This window comes from Microtetraspora glauca (assembly GCF_040656155.1).
GTDB classification, from domain to species: Bacteria; Actinomycetota; Actinomycetes; order Streptosporangiales; family Streptosporangiaceae; genus Microtetraspora; species Microtetraspora glauca.
In genome coordinates, this window is sequence record NZ_JBFALK010000037.1 from 25008 (window position 1) to 40979 (window position 15972).

Sequence of the window (15972 nt, forward strand, 5' to 3'; positions counted from 1 at the left end):
GTGTTACACCTATGAAGAACTGTGTTTTAACTCGTTTTCGGGCGGTCCCGTTCGGGCGCGCGCCCGGGCTATACCCCTTGGGTGAAAGCCTCGTTGAGGAGTTCGGTCGTGCCGGTGGACTACTCGTTTCGGCAGGTGGAGTACTTCGTCCACGCGGCGACGCTGGGGACGATCAGTGCCGCGGCGAACAGGTGTTCCACCTCTCAGACCGCGGTCTCGCTGGGCATCGCCGAGCTCGAGCGCCATCTGGGTGTCCAGCTCTTCGTCCGGCGCAAGGCCAAGGGCGTGGCACTGACCAAAGCCGGGGCGCGGGTCCTCGCGGAAGCCAGGGAGCTGATCAGCCTTGCCGAGCAACTCCAGGCCGACGCACGCACGGAGGCGGACGAGGTCCGGGGACACCTGACATTCGGATGCACCGCCACGTTGGCGCCTGTCGTCGTGCCGCGGCTCCTGGATGATTTCGGCCGCAGGCATCCCGGCCTGACCTTCTCCGTGGTGGAAGGCCCGGCGGAGACGTTGCGGCAGGCACTGATCAACGGCGAGTGCGACATCGCGCTGATGTACGCGGAGCAGGACATGACCGGGTTGAACTGTCAGACGCTGTCGGAACTACAGCCCTACGTCCTGCTGCCCAGAGGGCATCGGCTGGCGCGCAGGAAGGCCGTCCGCCTGGCTGATCTGGCGGAGGAGCCTCTCATCACGCCTATCACGTCCCCCGGCTCGTACGACAGCGAAGCCGTGCTGCGCTCTGTCGGGCTCAGCCCGCACGTGGCTCTGCGGAGCAGCAGCATGGAGGTCGTGAGAGCTTCGGTGGGGAGGGCGCTGGGATACGCGATCCTCGTGCAACGATGGCCGACCGACGAGAGTTTCGAAGGCCGTCCGCTGGTCTGCAGGCCGATCGCCGACCCGGTGCCGTCGACCCGCGTGGTGCTCGCCCGCGCCGCCGGCGTACGGCAGACGTTCCGCGTGGAGCTCGTGGCACGGTACTGCGCCTCGGCGTTCGGCGCTGACCCCGACGCACGGACGCCGTCACCGGAGATGCCCTGACGGCGGCGCCGACTCTTCGGCCAACTGCTTGGCGATGTTGTCGGAGATTTCGCGGGTGACCTTCTTCACCGCGACCGACAGGCTCTTGACGTCGGCCGTCCGGTAGTGCCCCACCAGCGACAGCGCCCCGACCACGTCCCCGTGGAGCCAGATTGGCGCGGCGATGGACACGGATCCGAGGTTCATCTCCTCGCCGGCGTACCCGACCCCGGTTCGCCGGATCTCGCTCAGCTGCTTGTCGAGCAGCGAGGGATTGACCACGGTGAATGGCGTGTGCCGGGGAAGGGGCCGGGCCAGGACCCGGCGGATCTCCGCCGGTGAGGAGTAGGCCAGGAGCACCTTCCCCGCGGCCGTCGCGTGCAGGGGCACCTCCGCGCCCATCTCGCCGACGACCTTCCACGACTGTCCACCGCTCACCTTCTCGACGGCGATGGCCGAACCGTGCCCGTCGAGAACGGCCAGCGTGACGTTCTCCCGCGTGGCGCGCTGAAGGTCGTCCATCAGGGGGCGTGCCGCGCGACGGATCAGGTCGATCTGTGGCACCCGGACGCCCCACCGCCAGACGTCCAGCCCTATCTCGTACCGGCCGGCGGCGGTACGGCGTACCACGTTGAGCGCTTCCATCTCTCGCAGCAGGCGCAGCACAGTCGTGGCGGGCAGGGCGGTCGCGCGGGACAGCTCCGCCGCCGAGTAGCTCTGGGCCGACCGGCCGAGAGCACCCAGGATCGCGAAGATCTTGCTGGCGACCGAGCGTCCCGGGTCGCGACCGTTGCCTGCCACCCCGGGCTCCCATCTAGACGGCGCCGTCAACGCCCAGTGCGGACCAGGCCGCCTTCACGGTACTCACGTCCCGGGTGTTCTCCTCCGTCGAGGAGTCCCAGTCCTTACGCGTGAGGACCTCCGCCAGCGACGTCGAGGACGGCGCGAAGACCCAGCGGTGCTCGATTCTCGAGTAGTCCATGCCCGGTTGGAGGGCCGGAAGCTCCTCGCCCCTCGCGAGCTTCTCCAGGGTTTCCAGGAAGAACCGGCGCGCCTGGATGATGAGGAAGTCCTCCGCGCAGAGGTTCTCCTTCGATCGGTCGACGACGGGCCCCATGCTGTGCTGGATGGCCAGATCCTGCAGGTGGACGCCCTCGAACCCGGAGAAGGAGAGCCCCTCTGTCATGCTCTCCCGATCCTGCCGATAGCCCTTCCCATCCCAGTTCACCGACAGGTACCCGTTCGCCTTGTCCACTGCGGTGTACCCCTGCGTCGCGTCGATGGCCTGCCTGCGGTCCTCGGTGAGCGGGCTTTCACGCTGCCAGACGACCGAGTAGACGTAGTGCGAGTCGTCGGTGCTGGGAACCCAGGCATGGAAGAGGCCTCCCTGAGCACCATCCTCGGCATGGGAGAACATCGTGTAGAACGGCGAGATCAGGGGGTGGATCCAGAAGACCGCCTCGTTCTCCTCCTCCAGGTGGTAGCGGAAGGCCGTCTGGAGGCCCCAAGGGGCGGGCTCCACCGCCGTCTGGGGGCGCGGGTCGAACAGGAACTTGCCCAGCCGCGAGTTGCTGTTGCGCTGCCGGTCCCACTCTTCCTTCGAGTAGTGCAGGTAGCCGCCGTGCGCGGCGTCGAGATCGCCTTCCAGACCCTGCAACCAGTTGCTCGGCTGGTAGAAGTGGTTCGCCCATACGTGGCCCTCGGGCAGGCCGTTGAAAGGCCACATCGGGAACTCCGGGCGCTCCTCCTCCGGCCCCATGTACGTCCATATGATCCCGCCGGCCTCCCTGGTGGGGTAGGCGCGGTGCCTGATGGACTGGGCGAATCGGCTGTTCGGGGGCTCCGGCGGGGTCTCAAGTACCTGGCCCTGCGCGTCCACCTTCCATCCGTGGTAGATGCAACGCAGCGCGCAGTCGTCCTCCACCCTGGCCAGCACCAGCGACGCCCGGCGGTGGGGGCACTTCGAGTCCATGAGCCCTACCTGCCCGTTGCGCCCCCTGAAGGCCACGAGGCTCTCGCCGAGGAGGGTGATCTCGAACGGTTCCGAGTTCTCCATGGGCAGACGCTCCGAAAGGAACGCCGGGATCCAGTAACGTCGCATGAGCTCCCCCATCGGCGTGCCGGGCCCGGTCTGGGTGAGGAGCCGGTTCTCTGCTTCGGTGAACAGCTGGGCCACTTTTACCGCACCTACCTTTTGTTCGTGTTGTTCGTTTCATTCATTGACTTGCGGACTCGTCGGCTGACGGCGCGACGACTCCATACGGTCACCCGGCCAGCGGTTCCCCGGCCCAGGCCCAGTCCGGCGTACCCGCGTGCCGTCCGCGCAGGATCGCGGCGCGGGCCCTGGCGATGAGATGCGGGTTGTTGACGGCGACCACTCCCCGCACCACGTCGTCGATGGCGCACAGCGCCAGGAACCTGCGATTCACGCGGTCGTCGACGAGCACCCGCCAAGTGCCCTCCATGACTCCGAGGGCCTGGATCTTCATCCCGAACTGGTCGGACCAGGCGTACGGAACGCTGTCGAAGGTGGGGCGTCGCGCGTGGTCGAGCGTGATGGCGCGGCCGACATGGGAGCCCTGCTCCACGGCGTTGGTCCAGTGCTCGACGCGCATCGAGCGGCCGAACTGGACGCTCGGCCATCGGCACGCGTCGCCGGCGACCATGACGTCGGGTGCGCCGAGGGCGGTGCACGTCTGGTCGCAGGACACCCCGTCGTCGATCGACAGGCCCGTGCCGGAGAGCAGTTCGGTGTTGGGCACCGCCCCGATCCCGACCACGACCGCGTCCCCCTGGATGTGGCGGCCGTCCGTGAGTTGCACACCCGAGACCCTCTCGTCCCCGGTGATCTTCTCGACGCCGGTGCCGAACCGCAGGTCGACGCCCATCTCGTCGTGCACGCCCGCGATGAACCGGCCGGCCTCGGGACCCGCCATCCGCAGCAGCGGACGGGAACCGGGGTCGATGACGGTGACGTCCATGCCCCGGACCCGGGCGGTGGCGGCGACCTCGCAGCCGATGAGGCCGCCACCGACGACCAGCAGCCGGCGGCCCGCTCTCAGCTCCTCCCGCAGGGCGAGGCTGTGATGCGCCGTCCGGAGCTCGTACACACCGCGCACCCCCCGGGGGACCAGCCCATGCGGGCGCGGCCGGCTGCCCGTGGCCACGACCAGCCTGTCGTATCCGACACGGTCGCCTCGGTCCGTGCGGATCACATGTTCCGCGAGATCGACTGCGACCGCGGTCGTCTGTGTGAGCACCCGGGTACCCGGAGGCGGTTCGACACGCAGGAGAGCCTCGTCAAGCTGCCATTCGCCCGAGAGAACCTGCTTGGACAGGGCGGGCGGGTCATGCGCCGGGAATCGGCGTTCCGCGGTCATGAGCACGACCTCCGCGTCCGTCCGCAGCCGGGCGAGAGTGTCGAGGACGCGGGCGGCCGCGACCGAGCCACCGACGACGACGATGCGCTGCACCGCGCTCCCCTAGCCTTCCTCACCGACGCGAACCGCGACGACGGGACACCTCAGCACCACCTCGGCCAGCAGCTCGCGGTCCTCGGGCGGCAGGTCGGTACGCAGCAGGTGCGCCTTTCCGTCGTCGCGGACCTCGAAGTACTGAGGCGCGATGATCTCGCACTGCGAATGTCCCTCGCACAGCTGCTGGTTCAACTCGATCCTCATGGTGTGCTCCTTGACGATTGGCTCTGGTTCTGCTGGCTCTGGGGGCCGATCTGGCCGGGGCCGTAGGAGACGTGCGGGCACTCCACCCAGCCGCGGGACGAATAGGGGGTGGAGAAGATCTCCTGGAAACACATCTCCGCGATGCGCCACGCGCCGTCCTCCTTGACGAAGGACATCTCGTACCTGCCGGCGATCCACACCGACATCAGCCGGCCGTCGACCAGGACGGTGGCCGGCTCCCACGAGTACCACCTGCCGGCGGCGACGTCCGCGGACTCGACCTCGATGAACTCGTTGGTGAGGAAATGCATCATCTGCGGCATCCACCGCCGGCGATCCCTGGCGAACGCCGAGCGATCCCGGCCGTGTGACCGGGTGTGCCCTTCGAAGTGGCCGCTGAGCCCGACACCGGTCCACCGTCCCGGGTCACGGCTCCGCAGCCCCGGCGCCTCCTCGATATCGGAGCCGAGCGTCTCTACCGCACCGTTCTCCTGCCACGAGGGCACCCCGGGCCCGCCGTGACCCGCGTCCGCGTGCCACTGACGCCTGGACACGAGACGCCGGATCTCAGCCTCGTCCTCCAGGACCCGCAGTCGCCGACTCAGCTCCGCCAGGTCCTCCCGCGGCTCCGCCCGGTCACGCGCCGGTCGCCGGGGGCCGATGTCCTTCCCTGCTGCCATGGGCCGAAGTAGAACACCCGGCCGGCGCGCGGCGGCAGCGTCGCCCGCCACTCAGTGGCGACCGGCGGATGCACCGGCCGAGAAGGAAGTTGTACTTATCTTCCACCAAAGAAAGTCAACGTTTGCAAAGGGTTCCGGCTCCCGAACACTGAGAGGCCAACAACAACCGAGCGGGCGGCAGCACGCCGCCGAAGTCACAGGAGAGGCCCATGCCGCAGACCCCAGATGTGGCGCACCCCCGCGGAAGAGGTCGGACATCGAGCAGGCGGGTCATCGTCGCCAGCCTGGTCGGCAACGCCCTTGAGTGGTACGACTTCTTCCTCTACGGAACCGCCGCCGCCCTGATCTTCAACCACCTGTTCTTCCCGACCGTCGATCCCACGGTGGGAACGATCAGCGCCTTCGGCACCCAGGCCGTGGCCTTCCTCGCGCGCCCGATCGGCGGCATCCTCTTCGGCCACTTCGGAGACCGGGTCGGCCGGCGGACGATGCTCTACCTGACGCTGAGCCTCATGGGCGTGGCCACGTTCCTCATCGGCGTCCTGCCCACGTACGCATCCATCGGCATCTGGGCACCCATCCTGCTGACAGTCGTACGGATGCTCCAGGGGATCGCCGTCGGCGGCGAATGGGGCGGCGGCGTACTGCTCATCAGCGAGAACGTCGGCGCCCGCCGCCGCGGCATGCTGAGCGCGCTGAGCCAGACCGGAGTCGGCATCGGCTTCGTCCTGTCGGCACTCGCGTTCGCGGTGATGCAGACAGTCACCACCGATGCCCAGTTCATGGCCTGGGGATGGCGCGTCCCCTTCATAGCCGGTGTCCTCATCATGGGGGTGGGCCTGTTCATCCGTACCCACGTCATGGAGACGGCCGCGTTCCAGGAGGTCCAGGAGAAGAGCGGGGCCGAACACATCCCCGCCTGGACGGCCCTTCGCGAGCAGCCGCGCAGCGTGCTGGTGACGTTCGGCGCCCGACTGACGGAGAGCGGGGCCTCCTACATCTTCATCGTCTTCGTCCTGGCCTATGCCACGCAGATCGGCATCTCCAGCAGCGTGGCCCTGACCTCGGTCGTGATCGCGATGGCCCTGGATGCGCTTCTCATGCCGCTATGGGGCGCGCTGTCGGACAGGGTCGGCCGTAGGCCGGTCTACATCGCGGGCGCGATAGGCGTGGCTCTCTGGGCGGCACCCTTCTTCTGGCTCATCAACACCAAGGAGACCCCGCTGGTCGTTCTCTCCATCGTCGTCGCGAACGCGATCTGTCACAGCGCGATGATCGGCACCCAACCGGCGTTCTTCACCGAGCTCTTCACCGGCGACGTGCGCTACAGCGGAGTCGCGCTCGGTCACGAGATCGCCTCGGTCGTGGGTGGCGGGCTCTCCCCTCTCATCGCGATCTCGCTTCTCGCCTGGGCGGATGCCTGGTGGCCGGTGGCTCTGTACCTCGCGTTCCTGGGACTCGTGGCCGTTGTCGCGGTCGCCCTCGCGCCGGAGACCGCCGCCCGAGATCTCACCTCGGTCACGCGCAAGCGTTCCAGCAATCTGTCACCCGAGATCGCCCTGTCATCCGACTGATCAAGTCGAGTCCGGGCGGACATCAGATGAAGATCACGGCAGCTGCCGCAGCGTCGGGCAGGCGCCGGAAACGAGGAAGCCGCCGGTCTCGTGCTCCTCCGGGGAACGAGGCTGGCGGCTTCCCGTCTATCATGCGACCGAGTCTGCCCGGTCGGTTCGGCGGAGCGGCTGGAGCTCCGCTGACGTACGGGGCGATCCGCGGACCGAATGTCGCCGGGTCGGAGCCCGTGAATCGCCTGCTCGACCACATCCGTGCTGGCATCCGGCAGCACGGCACACCCGAGGAACTCGCCCGCCTTGCAGCCGCCGAACAAGAACTCGCCGAGCGCTGCGCCCGGAAAGGTGGCCGGCCACGCCGCGCTCCGGAATCCGAAGAGAACTGGACGTCTCCTGATGATGAGCGATCCCTGGTCACAGCGCACGCTCGACGACCTGGACTCCGTCCAGCGCTGGTTGTCCTCGCTGCGCCCCCGGGACTGCGTCTATTACGCATACCGCATCGACGTGGCGGACCCGGCGGTGGTGGCACCCGCTCTGGCGCAGGCCTCGGTGAGCTCCCGCCTGCTGGCCGGTCTGAGGTCCGGGCCGGCCGGGCCGGTGCTTCGGCCTGCCGTGCTGGCGGCGTGGAACGGTGATGCGACCGCCCTGGCGCTGACGGAATATCTCAGTGATTGGTTCCCGCCGCTCGCGCCGATCCCCGATGTCGAGCCGGAATGGCTATCGCCGCTGCGAGAGATCGCCCTCGGGAGCCCGGGGGATCGTGTCGAACACGGTCTGTTTCCGAGCACGCCGACGAAGCTCGCCCGGCTGGCGCTTGCGAAGGCGGGCGACTACCCCGCCGAGGCGGTCATGACGGAGGCCGAGGCGGCGTACAAGAAAGGCCCTCACTATTACGCCCATGATGCGGTCGCCTGCGCGCTCGTGCACCCGGGACTCGACGCGGCGGACATGGCCACCAAGGTGATGGAGACGCTGCCCGATCGCGGGTGGCGCTCTCGACGTAAGACCTACCGTCTGCTCCGCTGGGCACGCGACATCGGGAGGTGGGACGGCGCGCGCCTAGACTCCGGCCATGGACGGTGATGAGGCGGTAGTCCTGGGCGTTGAAGACTTGGTCTGACATGGGCTGACGCACGTGGACGCCTTCTGCGCGTCGGCGACCGCGTCGTCGCGGTTCAGGTCGCTGTAGGTGTGGATGCCGTGGACAGTCAGGAGCCCGCGGTTGTGGTTGAACTCCAAGACCACGTACTCGGTTCGAGTGCAGGGGGCCTTGAACACGCAGGCGGAGAACGGTCTCCTGGCCGCTGACCGCCGTGTCGCACACCCGTCGCTCATAGCTGCTGTGCACTCGGCGCGAAACCATCCCGCACCGTGGGCACGCGGCCTGCGTGGTGCCGATTCTGGCCTGGATCCGTACTGACCTGCCCGACCGGTGCGACTGGTCGATCTGCAGGCAGGCCAGGTGGGGGAAGAGAACCGCGAGCAACTCCGAGATCGTCACTCAGCATGATCAGCAAGGCTGGCCGCCGACCGCCGGAAGATCACGAAATTAGTGCCAGAGCCAGTTTTCCCGCGCCGAACATTTCCGCCAGAGAGCGCGTCTCACCCTCATATGCGCCCCATCGGGCAAGGGAATGTGCGCACCATGCCGACCACGCCACCCGAAGAACGGCCGGGTTGGGGAGCCCTGTTCGCGCTGACGTTTCTCTGGCTGGTCGGAACGCCAGTCCTGGCCCTCCTGACGTTCTCGTACGGCTTCGCCCTGATGGGAGCCACGCCCGCGAACAAGAGCCTCTCCGAGGTGTGCGCGATCGCCACGATGGTGCTCGGACTGGGTGCGCCGCCGGTGAGCTGCGTTCTGGCCCTCGTCTTCCGGAGACGGATAGCCGCCACCGTTTACGGCCTGATCTCGGCGGCCCTTTTCGTCCTCGCCATCATCGTCGTGAGCCGGGCACGCGGTTAGCACCTGTGCCGCGGACGCGGCCGCGCCGCCGGTGGCCCCCTACTCCTCGACGCGGATGGCCCGCGCGGGGCACACGGCCGCGGCCTGCCGGACGGCGGCGGCCAGGTCGGCGGGCGGGGTGGGGTCGAGCAGCACCACGACGCCATCCTCGTCGCGCTGGTCGAACACCTCGCCGACGGCGGACACACACTGCCCGGAGGCGATGCACCTGTCCTGGTCGATGACTATCTTCACGGGTTCCTCTCACCTTACGCCGATGGGGATGCCGGGCCGGTGACGTCGGTCACCAGGCCACGGGGAGCTCGTAGACGCCGTAGACCTGGCCGTCGTGCTTGAACGGGATCCGCTCCAGCTCCGTGGCCAGCCGCAGCGTGGGCACGCGCCGGTAGAGCGTGCCGTAGGCGACCTGCAACTCCATGCGGGCCAGCGGCTGGCCCAGGCACTGGTGAACGCCGAAGCCGAAGGCGACGTGACGGCGGGCGTCGCGCCGCAGGTCCAGGCGGTCGGGGTCAGGGAAGGCCGCGGGGTCGCGATTGCCGATGTCGTTGGCCAGGATCAGCCCATCGCCGGCGCGGATGACCTGGCCGCCGATCTCGATGTCCTCCAGGGCGACCCGGCGGCGTCCGCTGTGCGTGATGTTGAGGTAGCGCAGCAGCTCCTCCGCCGCCCCGGCGATCAGCTTCGGATCGTCCGTACGGCGGAGCAGGTCGAGTTGGTCGGGGTGCTCCAGCAGGGCGAGCGTGCCGAGCGCGATCATGTTCGCCGTGGTCTCGTGTCCGGCGACCAGCAGCAGCACGCCCATCCGGGCGGCCTCCGGCCGGGTCAGCTCGCCGGCCTTGATCCGCTCGGCCAGCCGGGAGAGCAGGTCCTCGCCGGGATGGTCGAGCTTCTGCCCGACCAGGTCGTCCAGGTATCCGACCAGCTGGGCGAACGCGGCAGCGCGCTCCTCGGGGTCGGCCTCACGCCGGATGAGGATCTTGCTGTTGTCCTGGAAGAACTCGTGGTCGGCGTAGGGGACGCCGAGCAGCTCGCAGATCACCAGGGACGGCACCGGCAGGGCGAACGCCTCGACCAGGTCCACCGGGCTCGGACCGGCCAGCATGTCGTCGATCAGGCCGTCCACGATCTTCTGCACGGCCGGGCGCAGCGTCTCGATCCGCCGGACGGTGAACGGCGCCTGCACCATGCGGCGCAGCCGGGCGTGCTCGGGATCGTCCATCAGGATGAAGCTGATGGCCGAGCCGTTCCTGGACGCGACCGGGGCCGATCTGGGGTAGCCGGGGCGAGTGACGTCGGCGCTGACCCTCGGGTCGGCGAGCAGCGCCCGCTGCTCTTCATAGCGGGTCACCAGCCACGGCGTGCTGCCGTCCCACACCTTGACCTTCGCCAGCGGTCCCTGCTCCTGCAACGCGTGCAGGACCGGCGGCGGGTCGAACGGGCAGCGCGCCGCCCGGGCGCCGGGGAACTGCGGAACCTCGGCCGGATTCACGGTTTCGGTCATCGCTTGCGTCCTTTCACAACGGGTCGGCTCACAAGGGGTCGGCACGGAACGAGGCCAGACGGCATGGCTCCGGTCCGCCCGCGGCGGTGGAGGCAGCGCTCAGTCGCTCTCGGCTGCCTCGTCCACGCTGATCTTCATGTCGATACCTGGCCGCTCCGGGGCGTCTCCCCGCCCGGGGTGACGGGCGCCGCCCACAGGCCGGTGATCGCGTCGACCAGGCCGGTCGCGGCGTCGTGCCAGGTGGAGCGGGGGGTCGGCCGTCCCTCGGCGAGGGCGCGCTCACGCTCGGCGCAGATGTGCACCATCAACTGGCTGGTCATCTCGCCGCGCTCGGCCCGCACCTCGACCGGCAGCCTGGGCAGGCAGGCGTTCAGCCCATCGAGGGTCCGGAGCAGCGTGGGCGAGGTGAGCGCCTCGACGATCATGATTTCGCGCAGCGCGGGGTCGGTCATCACCTGGGCGCCGAAGCGGGCGAACCAGGTGGGGTTCCCCAACGCGGCCAGATGTTCGGTGAGCGGGCGTACCAGGCAGGCCACCCAGTCCCGCACCTCGGTGGAGCCGTCGATCTCGGCAAGCATCCGGCGGCGGACGACCTCCATCCGCTCGGCGTGCCCGCGCACGATCGCGCGGACCAGATCCGCCTTGGTCCCGAAGTGGTAGCCGACCGCGGTGTTGTTGCCCTGCCCGGCAGCCTCGCTGACCCGCCGGTTGGAAACGGTGAACACCCCGTGTTCGGCGAACAGCCGCTCCCCCGCCGTGAGGATCTGCTCGCGGGTCGCGCTGACCCGCTCGGCCCGGACCGCCATGGTCACCACCGCTCCGGGACGTCCCGCGGCCCGCCGACGATCAGGGCATCGTCTTCACTCACCTGGAACCCTCCCGAATTGACCACTTATGTGTGGTAAGTAAATCCGTCGAGTCAGCTTAAGTCAATCAATTGATTTAAAACTTTTCTCCTGCGCTTCCGAGATTCCCGCCGAACGGCCGCCGTCGCGGCGATGTCAAGAACGCGTACAGATCCATGCCAGGCCCGTAGAAGCTCCGTATCGATCGCCGTCCGGGACGGGAGTCGGCCGGAGAGTGGAACTGTCCGGTCCGGGTTCGCGGTCGATCCGACAACGACCAACGCTGGCCGCACTACCTGGGGGCTCTTCTCGCGTTCTCCGGCGTCGGCGTGACTGCCCAACCGTGTGGCCGAGAACCAGTCGAACCATTCGGGAACGTTTCTGCCGGCCCCCAGTAGCAAGGATGTCCTCGGCGTTTCCGATGAGGTGCAACGCCCGCTTAGTGTTGCCGCATCGGGTTTCACACTCGGCTTCCATGGCGTCCAACCAGGCGAGAAATTCCGCAGGGGCGTTGGCTCGGCGAGCGTAGGTACGAGCGGCGCGCATGCGTTCAGCGGCATCGTCTCGTTCTCCTGCCCATCCTGGGATGAAGGCGGCATGGGCGAGGCCGGCAGCTCCAAGTAGGGGGTTGTCTGCTTCGACAGCGGCCTGAAGAGGGACTCAGACCTCATCACTCGCGGGGCGAGTTGCGTGTCCATGACGAGCCCGTTCCGCCCGGCGCCTGGCGGCAACGCCGAAACACTCCCCTCGGCCTGCGTAGCGCCCGGTTCCTGACAAGCGAGACAGGCCCGCTGGAGCTTCCAGCGGGCCTGTCTCGCCTGAGATTGGGGGCCGGGCGTTCGGCGCGCGGCGAGACGGCCAGGGTCTTCTACAACGAGCCGGCGGCGACGAACGCGCAGATGGCGGCCACGAGAATGAGCGTGTGGAGGATCATGTGCTCGACGTTGGGGCGCGGCCGATCACCGATAGGGGGAAGCACGATGATCGTCTTGGCGTAGGTCCGGGCGTGCAGCTGCGCCCAGCTCTCGCCCGTGCCCGCCGTCGCCCACGGGACCGTAACCCCGACCAGGTACGGAAGCCACCAGAGCGCTAGGCCGCTCAAAACGATGAGCAGTTCGACAGCCGCTCCGATGTAGGCGAGAACGGGCAGATCCGCGGCGGCGGCCACGGCGAGGAGCACGGCCGGGACGAGCAGGACCGGCCCGTTGATGGCCACCTCCGTGCGTCTCTCCAACCTCGTCGCCTCCCGCACGTTGTTGAGCGGGAAGACGTCCACGAGTGTGGTGAAGAGAAAGTAGGCGTCGGCGAGGATCAGCAGGAAGAGCGCGACGGGGAGCATGCTTTCGGTTCCTCGGGTTCTCTGTGGATCTCAGTCGTGGTCGCCGGTGCCGTACCGCGCCTGGACCCCGTCGAGGAAGGTCGAGACGGCGATGTCGAACCAGGCGTCGTAGTAGGCGGCCGGAGCGTACGGCGGTTCCGGGGCGTTGCCGAACTCGGCGAGAGCGAGGCCGGTGACGAGGACGTACAGCGACTGCACCAGGTGAAGCGCCACGTCATCGGTGAGGCGCAGGCCCGACTGCATCGAGAACAGCAGAAGGGGGACGGCCTCCTCGAACACGTGGGGTGACGCGTTCTGTACGGCCGTGACCGCGGCGGCGCCGGGGTGGGCCCGCAAGATGTCCCGCAGGTCGTGTGCGATGCCGTCCAGCAGCTCACGCCAGGCCCGGCCGGGGGTGATTGTCGCCATGATCTGCGTGGCGATCCGATCCGCGACCATTTGGAGCAGCGCGGCCTTGTTCGGTACGTGGTAGTAGAGCGACGCGGCCTTGACGTCGAGGCGTGCGGCCAATGTGCGCATCGAGAGCGCGGCGATGCCTTCCCCGTCGAGGATGTCGAACACGGCACCAAGGATCGAATCGGCGTCAAGGCGTGCGGCCGGGCTCATGACCTTCCTTTCTAACATCGTTAGGCAGAATCTAACATCGTTAGAATGAACCGGCAAACGCCCACGGCCGGCCGCATCGACTCGTCGATTCCGCACGGTGGATCCCGGGATTCCCTAGGGGGCTGCCGCACGCCGGATCTGCCACGATCACCCTCACCCGCACCCTCACGGTCGCCGGCGGAGTCTTCGCACCCGGCCATCTGGGAGAGCTGACCCAGCACCCACCGTTCGAGTTGGTCGACGCGGTACTGCAGGACACCGGAAAGAGGTCACATGCCGAACCGGCTACTCAACGGGATCGTTCGTCGCTCGATGTCCGGTTTTCCGGAGGGTCTGTGGGCCCAGGTCGGGTGTGTAGGGAAACCATCGAATCCCGACATCCGCAGGCGCCCGGGCCGAAGCCAACGGATCGGCTACCTGGGGGATGCTACCCCGTCGGTTGCTGGGCGTCGGCGGCTGCTTGGGCGAATGCGCGGATGAGTGGGGTCTCGCTCGATGTACGCCAGACGAAGGCCCACTGGCACAGGGGGGCGTCGTGGATGGGGACGAAGGCGAGGCTGGGCCAGGGGTAGAAGGCTGCGGCCTCGGCGGTGACTCCGGCGGTGGCCTGGCCTGAGGAGACGGCGCTGAGTGTCTCATGCCAGGTGGTGACTTTGTGGCCGCGGCGGATGGGGCGACCGGAAGGGGTGTGGTGGGGGTTGAAGATCTCCTCCATGTAGGAGGGGATCGACTGGCCTTCGACCACGGTGCAGTCGCCGAGGTCCTCCAGGCAGATGGTGTCCCGTTCCGCGTAGGGGTGGTCGGCAGAGACCATCAGCAGCACGTCGGAGGTGTACGGGGTCGGTCTGATGGTCAGTTCGGGCTCGCGGATCGGTAGCCACAGGTGCGCCACGTCCAGCTCGCCCGACTTAAGCAGGTCCAGAGGGGAGGCCGGCTGGATCTCGCGGTGCTGGAGGCGGGCGTTTGGGTGGCGGGCCAGGAACAGGTCGAGAACGTTCTTGATCTGCGTGGACTGCGGGCCGAGGGTGCCGAGGGTCAGTGTTCCCGCGGTGCCGTTGGCGGTGGCCTGAGCAGTCGCGATCCCTTGCATGATCTGCCGGTAGCCACCCTTGAGCGCTTGGTACAGCTGCTCACCGAGCGGGGAGAGGCGGACGGCTCGGGTGGTGCGGTCGAACAGGGGCGCGCCGATGCGCCGCTCCTGCTTTTTGATCGTTTGGCTGACGCGGGCCGGGCTGATGCCCAGCCGCTCGGCCGTACGGCTGAAGTGCAGCTCTTCGGCCACCGTCAGAAAGATCTCGATCTCTCGCATCTCCATGGGCAGGCCTCCGAATTCTTCACCTCAGAGTTAAAAGACGTTATCGGATCAGTCGTTGATGTGACGCGGGTGGGTCGGGGAGGCTGGGGCGCGCAGAACGTCCCAAATGTGGGCGTGTTCGAAGGCAGTGCAGGAAAAACTGCCGACTTTGGAGATTCGGTGCCTGTCGGTTATCTGATCCCTGTGGCGCTCGTCGCGATCGGGACGCTGTTCGCGCTGCGGCCGGTGCCGGGGTGGAGCCCGCTCGGCCGGGTGAGCTACTTCTTCGGGCTGGCCGCCAACGAACTGCCGTTCGCGGCCTTCTTCTGGCTGCTGCTGGCCCCGACGGCGCTGGCGTTCGCCGAGGGTGACATCCACTCGGCGGGCGGCTGGGCGATCGTCGCCCTGGCCGCCGTGACCACGATCGGGCTCGCGGTCATCGCCTCCCGCGGCCTGGGCGAGCGGGCCAGGATCGAGCGCGCGATGGACGCGGGCCTGGGCGCGGGGTGGCGCGCCGCCATCGACACCGACCTCGCCGAAGGGCTGCGCCGCCGTCCGCCGTGGGCCCGCATCCTGTTCCTGCCCATCGTCAAGCGCCGCATGGACGTCCGGCGCGTGGCCAACCTCTCCTACGGCGACGCCGGCCGCCGCAACCTGCTCGACCTCTACCACCACCGCTCGCGCCCGCAGGGCGCGCCCGTCATGATCCACCTGCACGGCGGCACCTACTCCGGCGGCCACAAGAACAGCCAGTCGCTTCCCCTGCTCTACCACCTCGCCGGCCAGGGCTGGGTGTGCATCAGCGCCAACTACCGGCTCCGGCCCCAGGCCCAGCACCCCGACCACCTGATCGACCTCAAGAAAATCATCGCCTGGGTACGCGAGCACGCCCACGAGCACGGCGCCGACCCCTCGACGCTGTTCGTCGCGGGCAGCTCGGCGGGCGGGCACATGGCGGCGCTGGCCGCGCTCACCCAGAACGACCCCGCCTTCCAGCCTGGCTTCGAGGACGCGGACACCTCCGTGACCGGGGCCATCTACCTGAACGGCTGGTACGGCACCTACTTCGGCCAGGGCCCCGAGTCCTCGCCGCTGGCCCACATCGCACCGGACGCGCCGCCGTTCCTCGTGGCCCATGGCGATCTGGACCCGCTGGTGCCCGTGGCCGAGGCCAGGGAATTCGCCGACCGGCTACGCGCGACCTCGGCCGCCCCCGTCGTCTACGCCGAGCTGCGTGGCGGCAATCACGCCTTCGACCTGTACCACTCGGTCCGCTTCGAGGCGGTCGTCGACGCCATCGAGGCCTTCACCGCCCGAGTGAGATCACAGAAGTGGACACCCCAGCCCTAGGGCGTGTCCCGTGATCTTTGGTGCCGGTTTGGTGTAGATCATCAGTGTGGATGAGGAACGCCTGAAACGTCACGATCTGACCGATGAGGAGTGGGCGCGGCTGGGGCCGTTGCT

The 15972-nt window shown here is 68.3% G+C and carries 16 protein-coding genes and 1 pseudogene; 5 read left to right on the forward strand and 12 right to left on the reverse strand.

Translation table 11 applies throughout. The annotated features are described in order from the left end of the window. The first annotated feature begins 108 nt into the window (after positions 1 to 108). Positions 109 to 1047, forward strand: coding sequence for a LysR family transcriptional regulator (locus AB0I59_RS40540; RefSeq protein ID WP_061254227.1), 939 nt, complete (start codon positions 109 to 111; stop codon positions 1045 to 1047). Here the strand turns inward: AB0I59_RS40540 and AB0I59_RS40545 are convergent. The 5 genes from AB0I59_RS40545 to AB0I59_RS40565 all read right to left on the reverse strand — a co-directional run bounded on the left by AB0I59_RS40545 (position 1030) and on the right by AB0I59_RS40565 (position 5386). Continuing rightward, positions 1030 to 1827 (reverse strand): IclR family transcriptional regulator, encoded by a 798-nt coding sequence (locus tag AB0I59_RS40545; RefSeq protein ID WP_061254225.1) that lies wholly within the window; start codon positions 1825 to 1827, stop codon positions 1030 to 1032. The two genes, AB0I59_RS40540 and AB0I59_RS40545, sit on opposite strands and share 18 nt — an antisense overlap. Before the next feature lie 13 nt (positions 1828 to 1840). Then, positions 1841 to 3202, reverse strand: coding sequence for a Rieske 2Fe-2S domain-containing protein (locus AB0I59_RS40550; protein WP_358142056.1), 1362 nt, complete (start codon positions 3200 to 3202; stop codon positions 1841 to 1843). Between the two features lie 88 nt (positions 3203 to 3290). Next, a complete protein-coding gene (locus AB0I59_RS40555; RefSeq protein ID WP_358142059.1) occupies positions 3291 to 4499 on the reverse strand; it encodes an NAD(P)/FAD-dependent oxidoreductase in 1209 nt (402 codons plus the stop codon). 9 nt (positions 4500 to 4508) lie between these two features. Then, a complete protein-coding gene (locus AB0I59_RS40560) occupies positions 4509 to 4706 on the reverse strand; it encodes a ferredoxin (protein ID WP_358142062.1) in 198 nt (65 codons plus the stop codon). Then, entirely contained in the window at positions 4703 to 5386 is a 684-nt protein-coding gene (locus AB0I59_RS40565) for a nuclear transport factor 2 family protein (RefSeq protein WP_358142065.1), read from the reverse strand. Before AB0I59_RS40565 ends, AB0I59_RS40560 begins: the two co-directional genes overlap by 4 nt. Before the next feature lie 209 nt (positions 5387 to 5595). On the opposite strand from AB0I59_RS40565, the gene AB0I59_RS40570 reads away from it, so the two are divergent. Then, positions 5596 to 6960 (forward strand): MFS transporter, encoded by a 1365-nt coding sequence (locus AB0I59_RS40570; protein WP_358142068.1) that lies wholly within the window; start codon positions 5596 to 5598, stop codon positions 6958 to 6960. A 393-nt stretch (positions 6961 to 7353) separates the two neighbouring features. Continuing rightward, positions 7354 to 8043, forward strand: coding sequence for a hypothetical protein (locus tag AB0I59_RS40575; RefSeq protein WP_358142080.1), 690 nt, complete (start codon positions 7354 to 7356; stop codon positions 8041 to 8043). A 199-nt stretch (positions 8044 to 8242) separates the two neighbouring features. On the opposite strand, the pseudogene AB0I59_RS40580 reads toward AB0I59_RS40575, so the two are convergent. After that, positions 8243 to 8461: pseudogene (locus AB0I59_RS40580) on the reverse strand (transposase family protein); the annotation flags it as partial. Positions 8462 to 8605: 144 nt separating this feature from the next. Between AB0I59_RS40580 and AB0I59_RS40585 the strand changes: the two are divergent. After that, the gene (locus AB0I59_RS40585) at positions 8606 to 8923 is read left to right on the forward strand and encodes a hypothetical protein (protein ID WP_061254209.1); all 318 of its coding nucleotides are present in this window, start codon (positions 8606 to 8608) and stop codon (positions 8921 to 8923) included. A gap of 39 nt (positions 8924 to 8962) precedes the next feature. Here AB0I59_RS40585 and AB0I59_RS40590 read toward each other — a convergent pair whose 3' ends face one another. The 6 genes from AB0I59_RS40590 to AB0I59_RS40615 all read right to left on the reverse strand — a co-directional run bounded on the left by AB0I59_RS40590 (position 8963) and on the right by AB0I59_RS40615 (position 14529). Continuing rightward, positions 8963 to 9157 (reverse strand): ferredoxin, encoded by a 195-nt coding sequence (locus AB0I59_RS40590; RefSeq protein WP_061254207.1) that lies wholly within the window; start codon positions 9155 to 9157, stop codon positions 8963 to 8965. Between the two features lie 49 nt (positions 9158 to 9206). After that, the gene (locus tag AB0I59_RS40595; RefSeq protein ID WP_061254205.1) at positions 9207 to 10424 is read right to left on the reverse strand and encodes a cytochrome P450; all 1218 of its coding nucleotides are present in this window, start codon (positions 10422 to 10424) and stop codon (positions 9207 to 9209) included. 134 nt (positions 10425 to 10558) lie between these two features. Further along, positions 10559 to 11230: a TetR/AcrR family transcriptional regulator gene (locus AB0I59_RS40600; RefSeq protein WP_061254782.1), complete on the reverse strand. Its 672-nt coding sequence runs from the start codon at positions 11228 to 11230 to the stop codon at positions 10559 to 10561. 907 nt (positions 11231 to 12137) lie between these two features. Then, positions 12138 to 12608 carry a hypothetical protein gene (locus AB0I59_RS40605; protein ID WP_358142073.1) on the reverse strand — a complete coding sequence of 157 codons (471 nt, stop codon included), beginning with the start codon at positions 12606 to 12608 and terminating at the stop codon, positions 12138 to 12140. A 30-nt stretch (positions 12609 to 12638) separates the two neighbouring features. Next, positions 12639 to 13214 (reverse strand): TetR family transcriptional regulator, encoded by a 576-nt coding sequence (locus AB0I59_RS40610; protein ID WP_358142076.1) that lies wholly within the window; start codon positions 13212 to 13214, stop codon positions 12639 to 12641. Positions 13215 to 13641: 427 nt separating this feature from the next. Then, entirely contained in the window at positions 13642 to 14529 is an 888-nt protein-coding gene (locus AB0I59_RS40615; RefSeq protein WP_061254199.1) for a LysR family transcriptional regulator, read from the reverse strand. Between the two features lie 159 nt (positions 14530 to 14688). Here AB0I59_RS40615 and AB0I59_RS40620 point away from each other — a divergent pair, with 159 nt between their 5' ends. Beyond that, positions 14689 to 15858 carry an alpha/beta hydrolase gene (locus AB0I59_RS40620; RefSeq protein WP_061254197.1) on the forward strand — a complete coding sequence of 390 codons (1170 nt, stop codon included), beginning with the start codon at positions 14689 to 14691 and terminating at the stop codon, positions 15856 to 15858. Positions 15859 to 15972: the final 114 nt, after the last annotated feature.

Excerpts from the sequence above, each read along its gene's own strand:
- AB0I59_RS40570 (WP_358142068.1), top strand. The coding sequence starts at position 5,596 with ATGCCGCAGACCCCAGATGTGGCGCACCCCCGCGGAAGAGGTCGGACA.
- AB0I59_RS40585 (WP_061254209.1), top strand. The coding sequence starts at position 8,606 with ATGCCGACCACGCCACCCGAAGAACGGCCGGGTTGGGGAGCCCTGTTC.
- AB0I59_RS40605 (WP_358142073.1), bottom strand. The coding sequence starts at position 12,608 with ATGCTCCCCGTCGCGCTCTTCCTGCTGATCCTCGCCGACGCCTACTTT.
- AB0I59_RS40560 (WP_358142062.1), bottom strand. The coding sequence starts at position 4,706 with ATGAGGATCGAGTTGAACCAGCAGCTGTGCGAGGGACATTCGCAGTGC.
- AB0I59_RS40610 (WP_358142076.1), bottom strand. The coding sequence starts at position 13,214 with ATGAGCCCGGCCGCACGCCTTGACGCCGATTCGATCCTTGGTGCCGTG.
- AB0I59_RS40595 (WP_061254205.1), bottom strand. The coding sequence starts at position 10,424 with ATGACCGAAACCGTGAATCCGGCCGAGGTTCCGCAGTTCCCCGGCGCC.
- AB0I59_RS40575 (WP_358142080.1), top strand. The coding sequence starts at position 7,354 with ATGATGAGCGATCCCTGGTCACAGCGCACGCTCGACGACCTGGACTCC.
- AB0I59_RS40600 (WP_061254782.1), bottom strand. The coding sequence starts at position 11,230 with ATGGCGGTCCGGGCCGAGCGGGTCAGCGCGACCCGCGAGCAGATCCTC.
- AB0I59_RS40615 (WP_061254199.1), bottom strand. The coding sequence starts at position 14,529 with ATGGAGATGCGAGAGATCGAGATCTTTCTGACGGTGGCCGAAGAGCTG.
- AB0I59_RS40565 (WP_358142065.1), bottom strand. The coding sequence starts at position 5,386 with ATGGCAGCAGGGAAGGACATCGGCCCCCGGCGACCGGCGCGTGACCGG.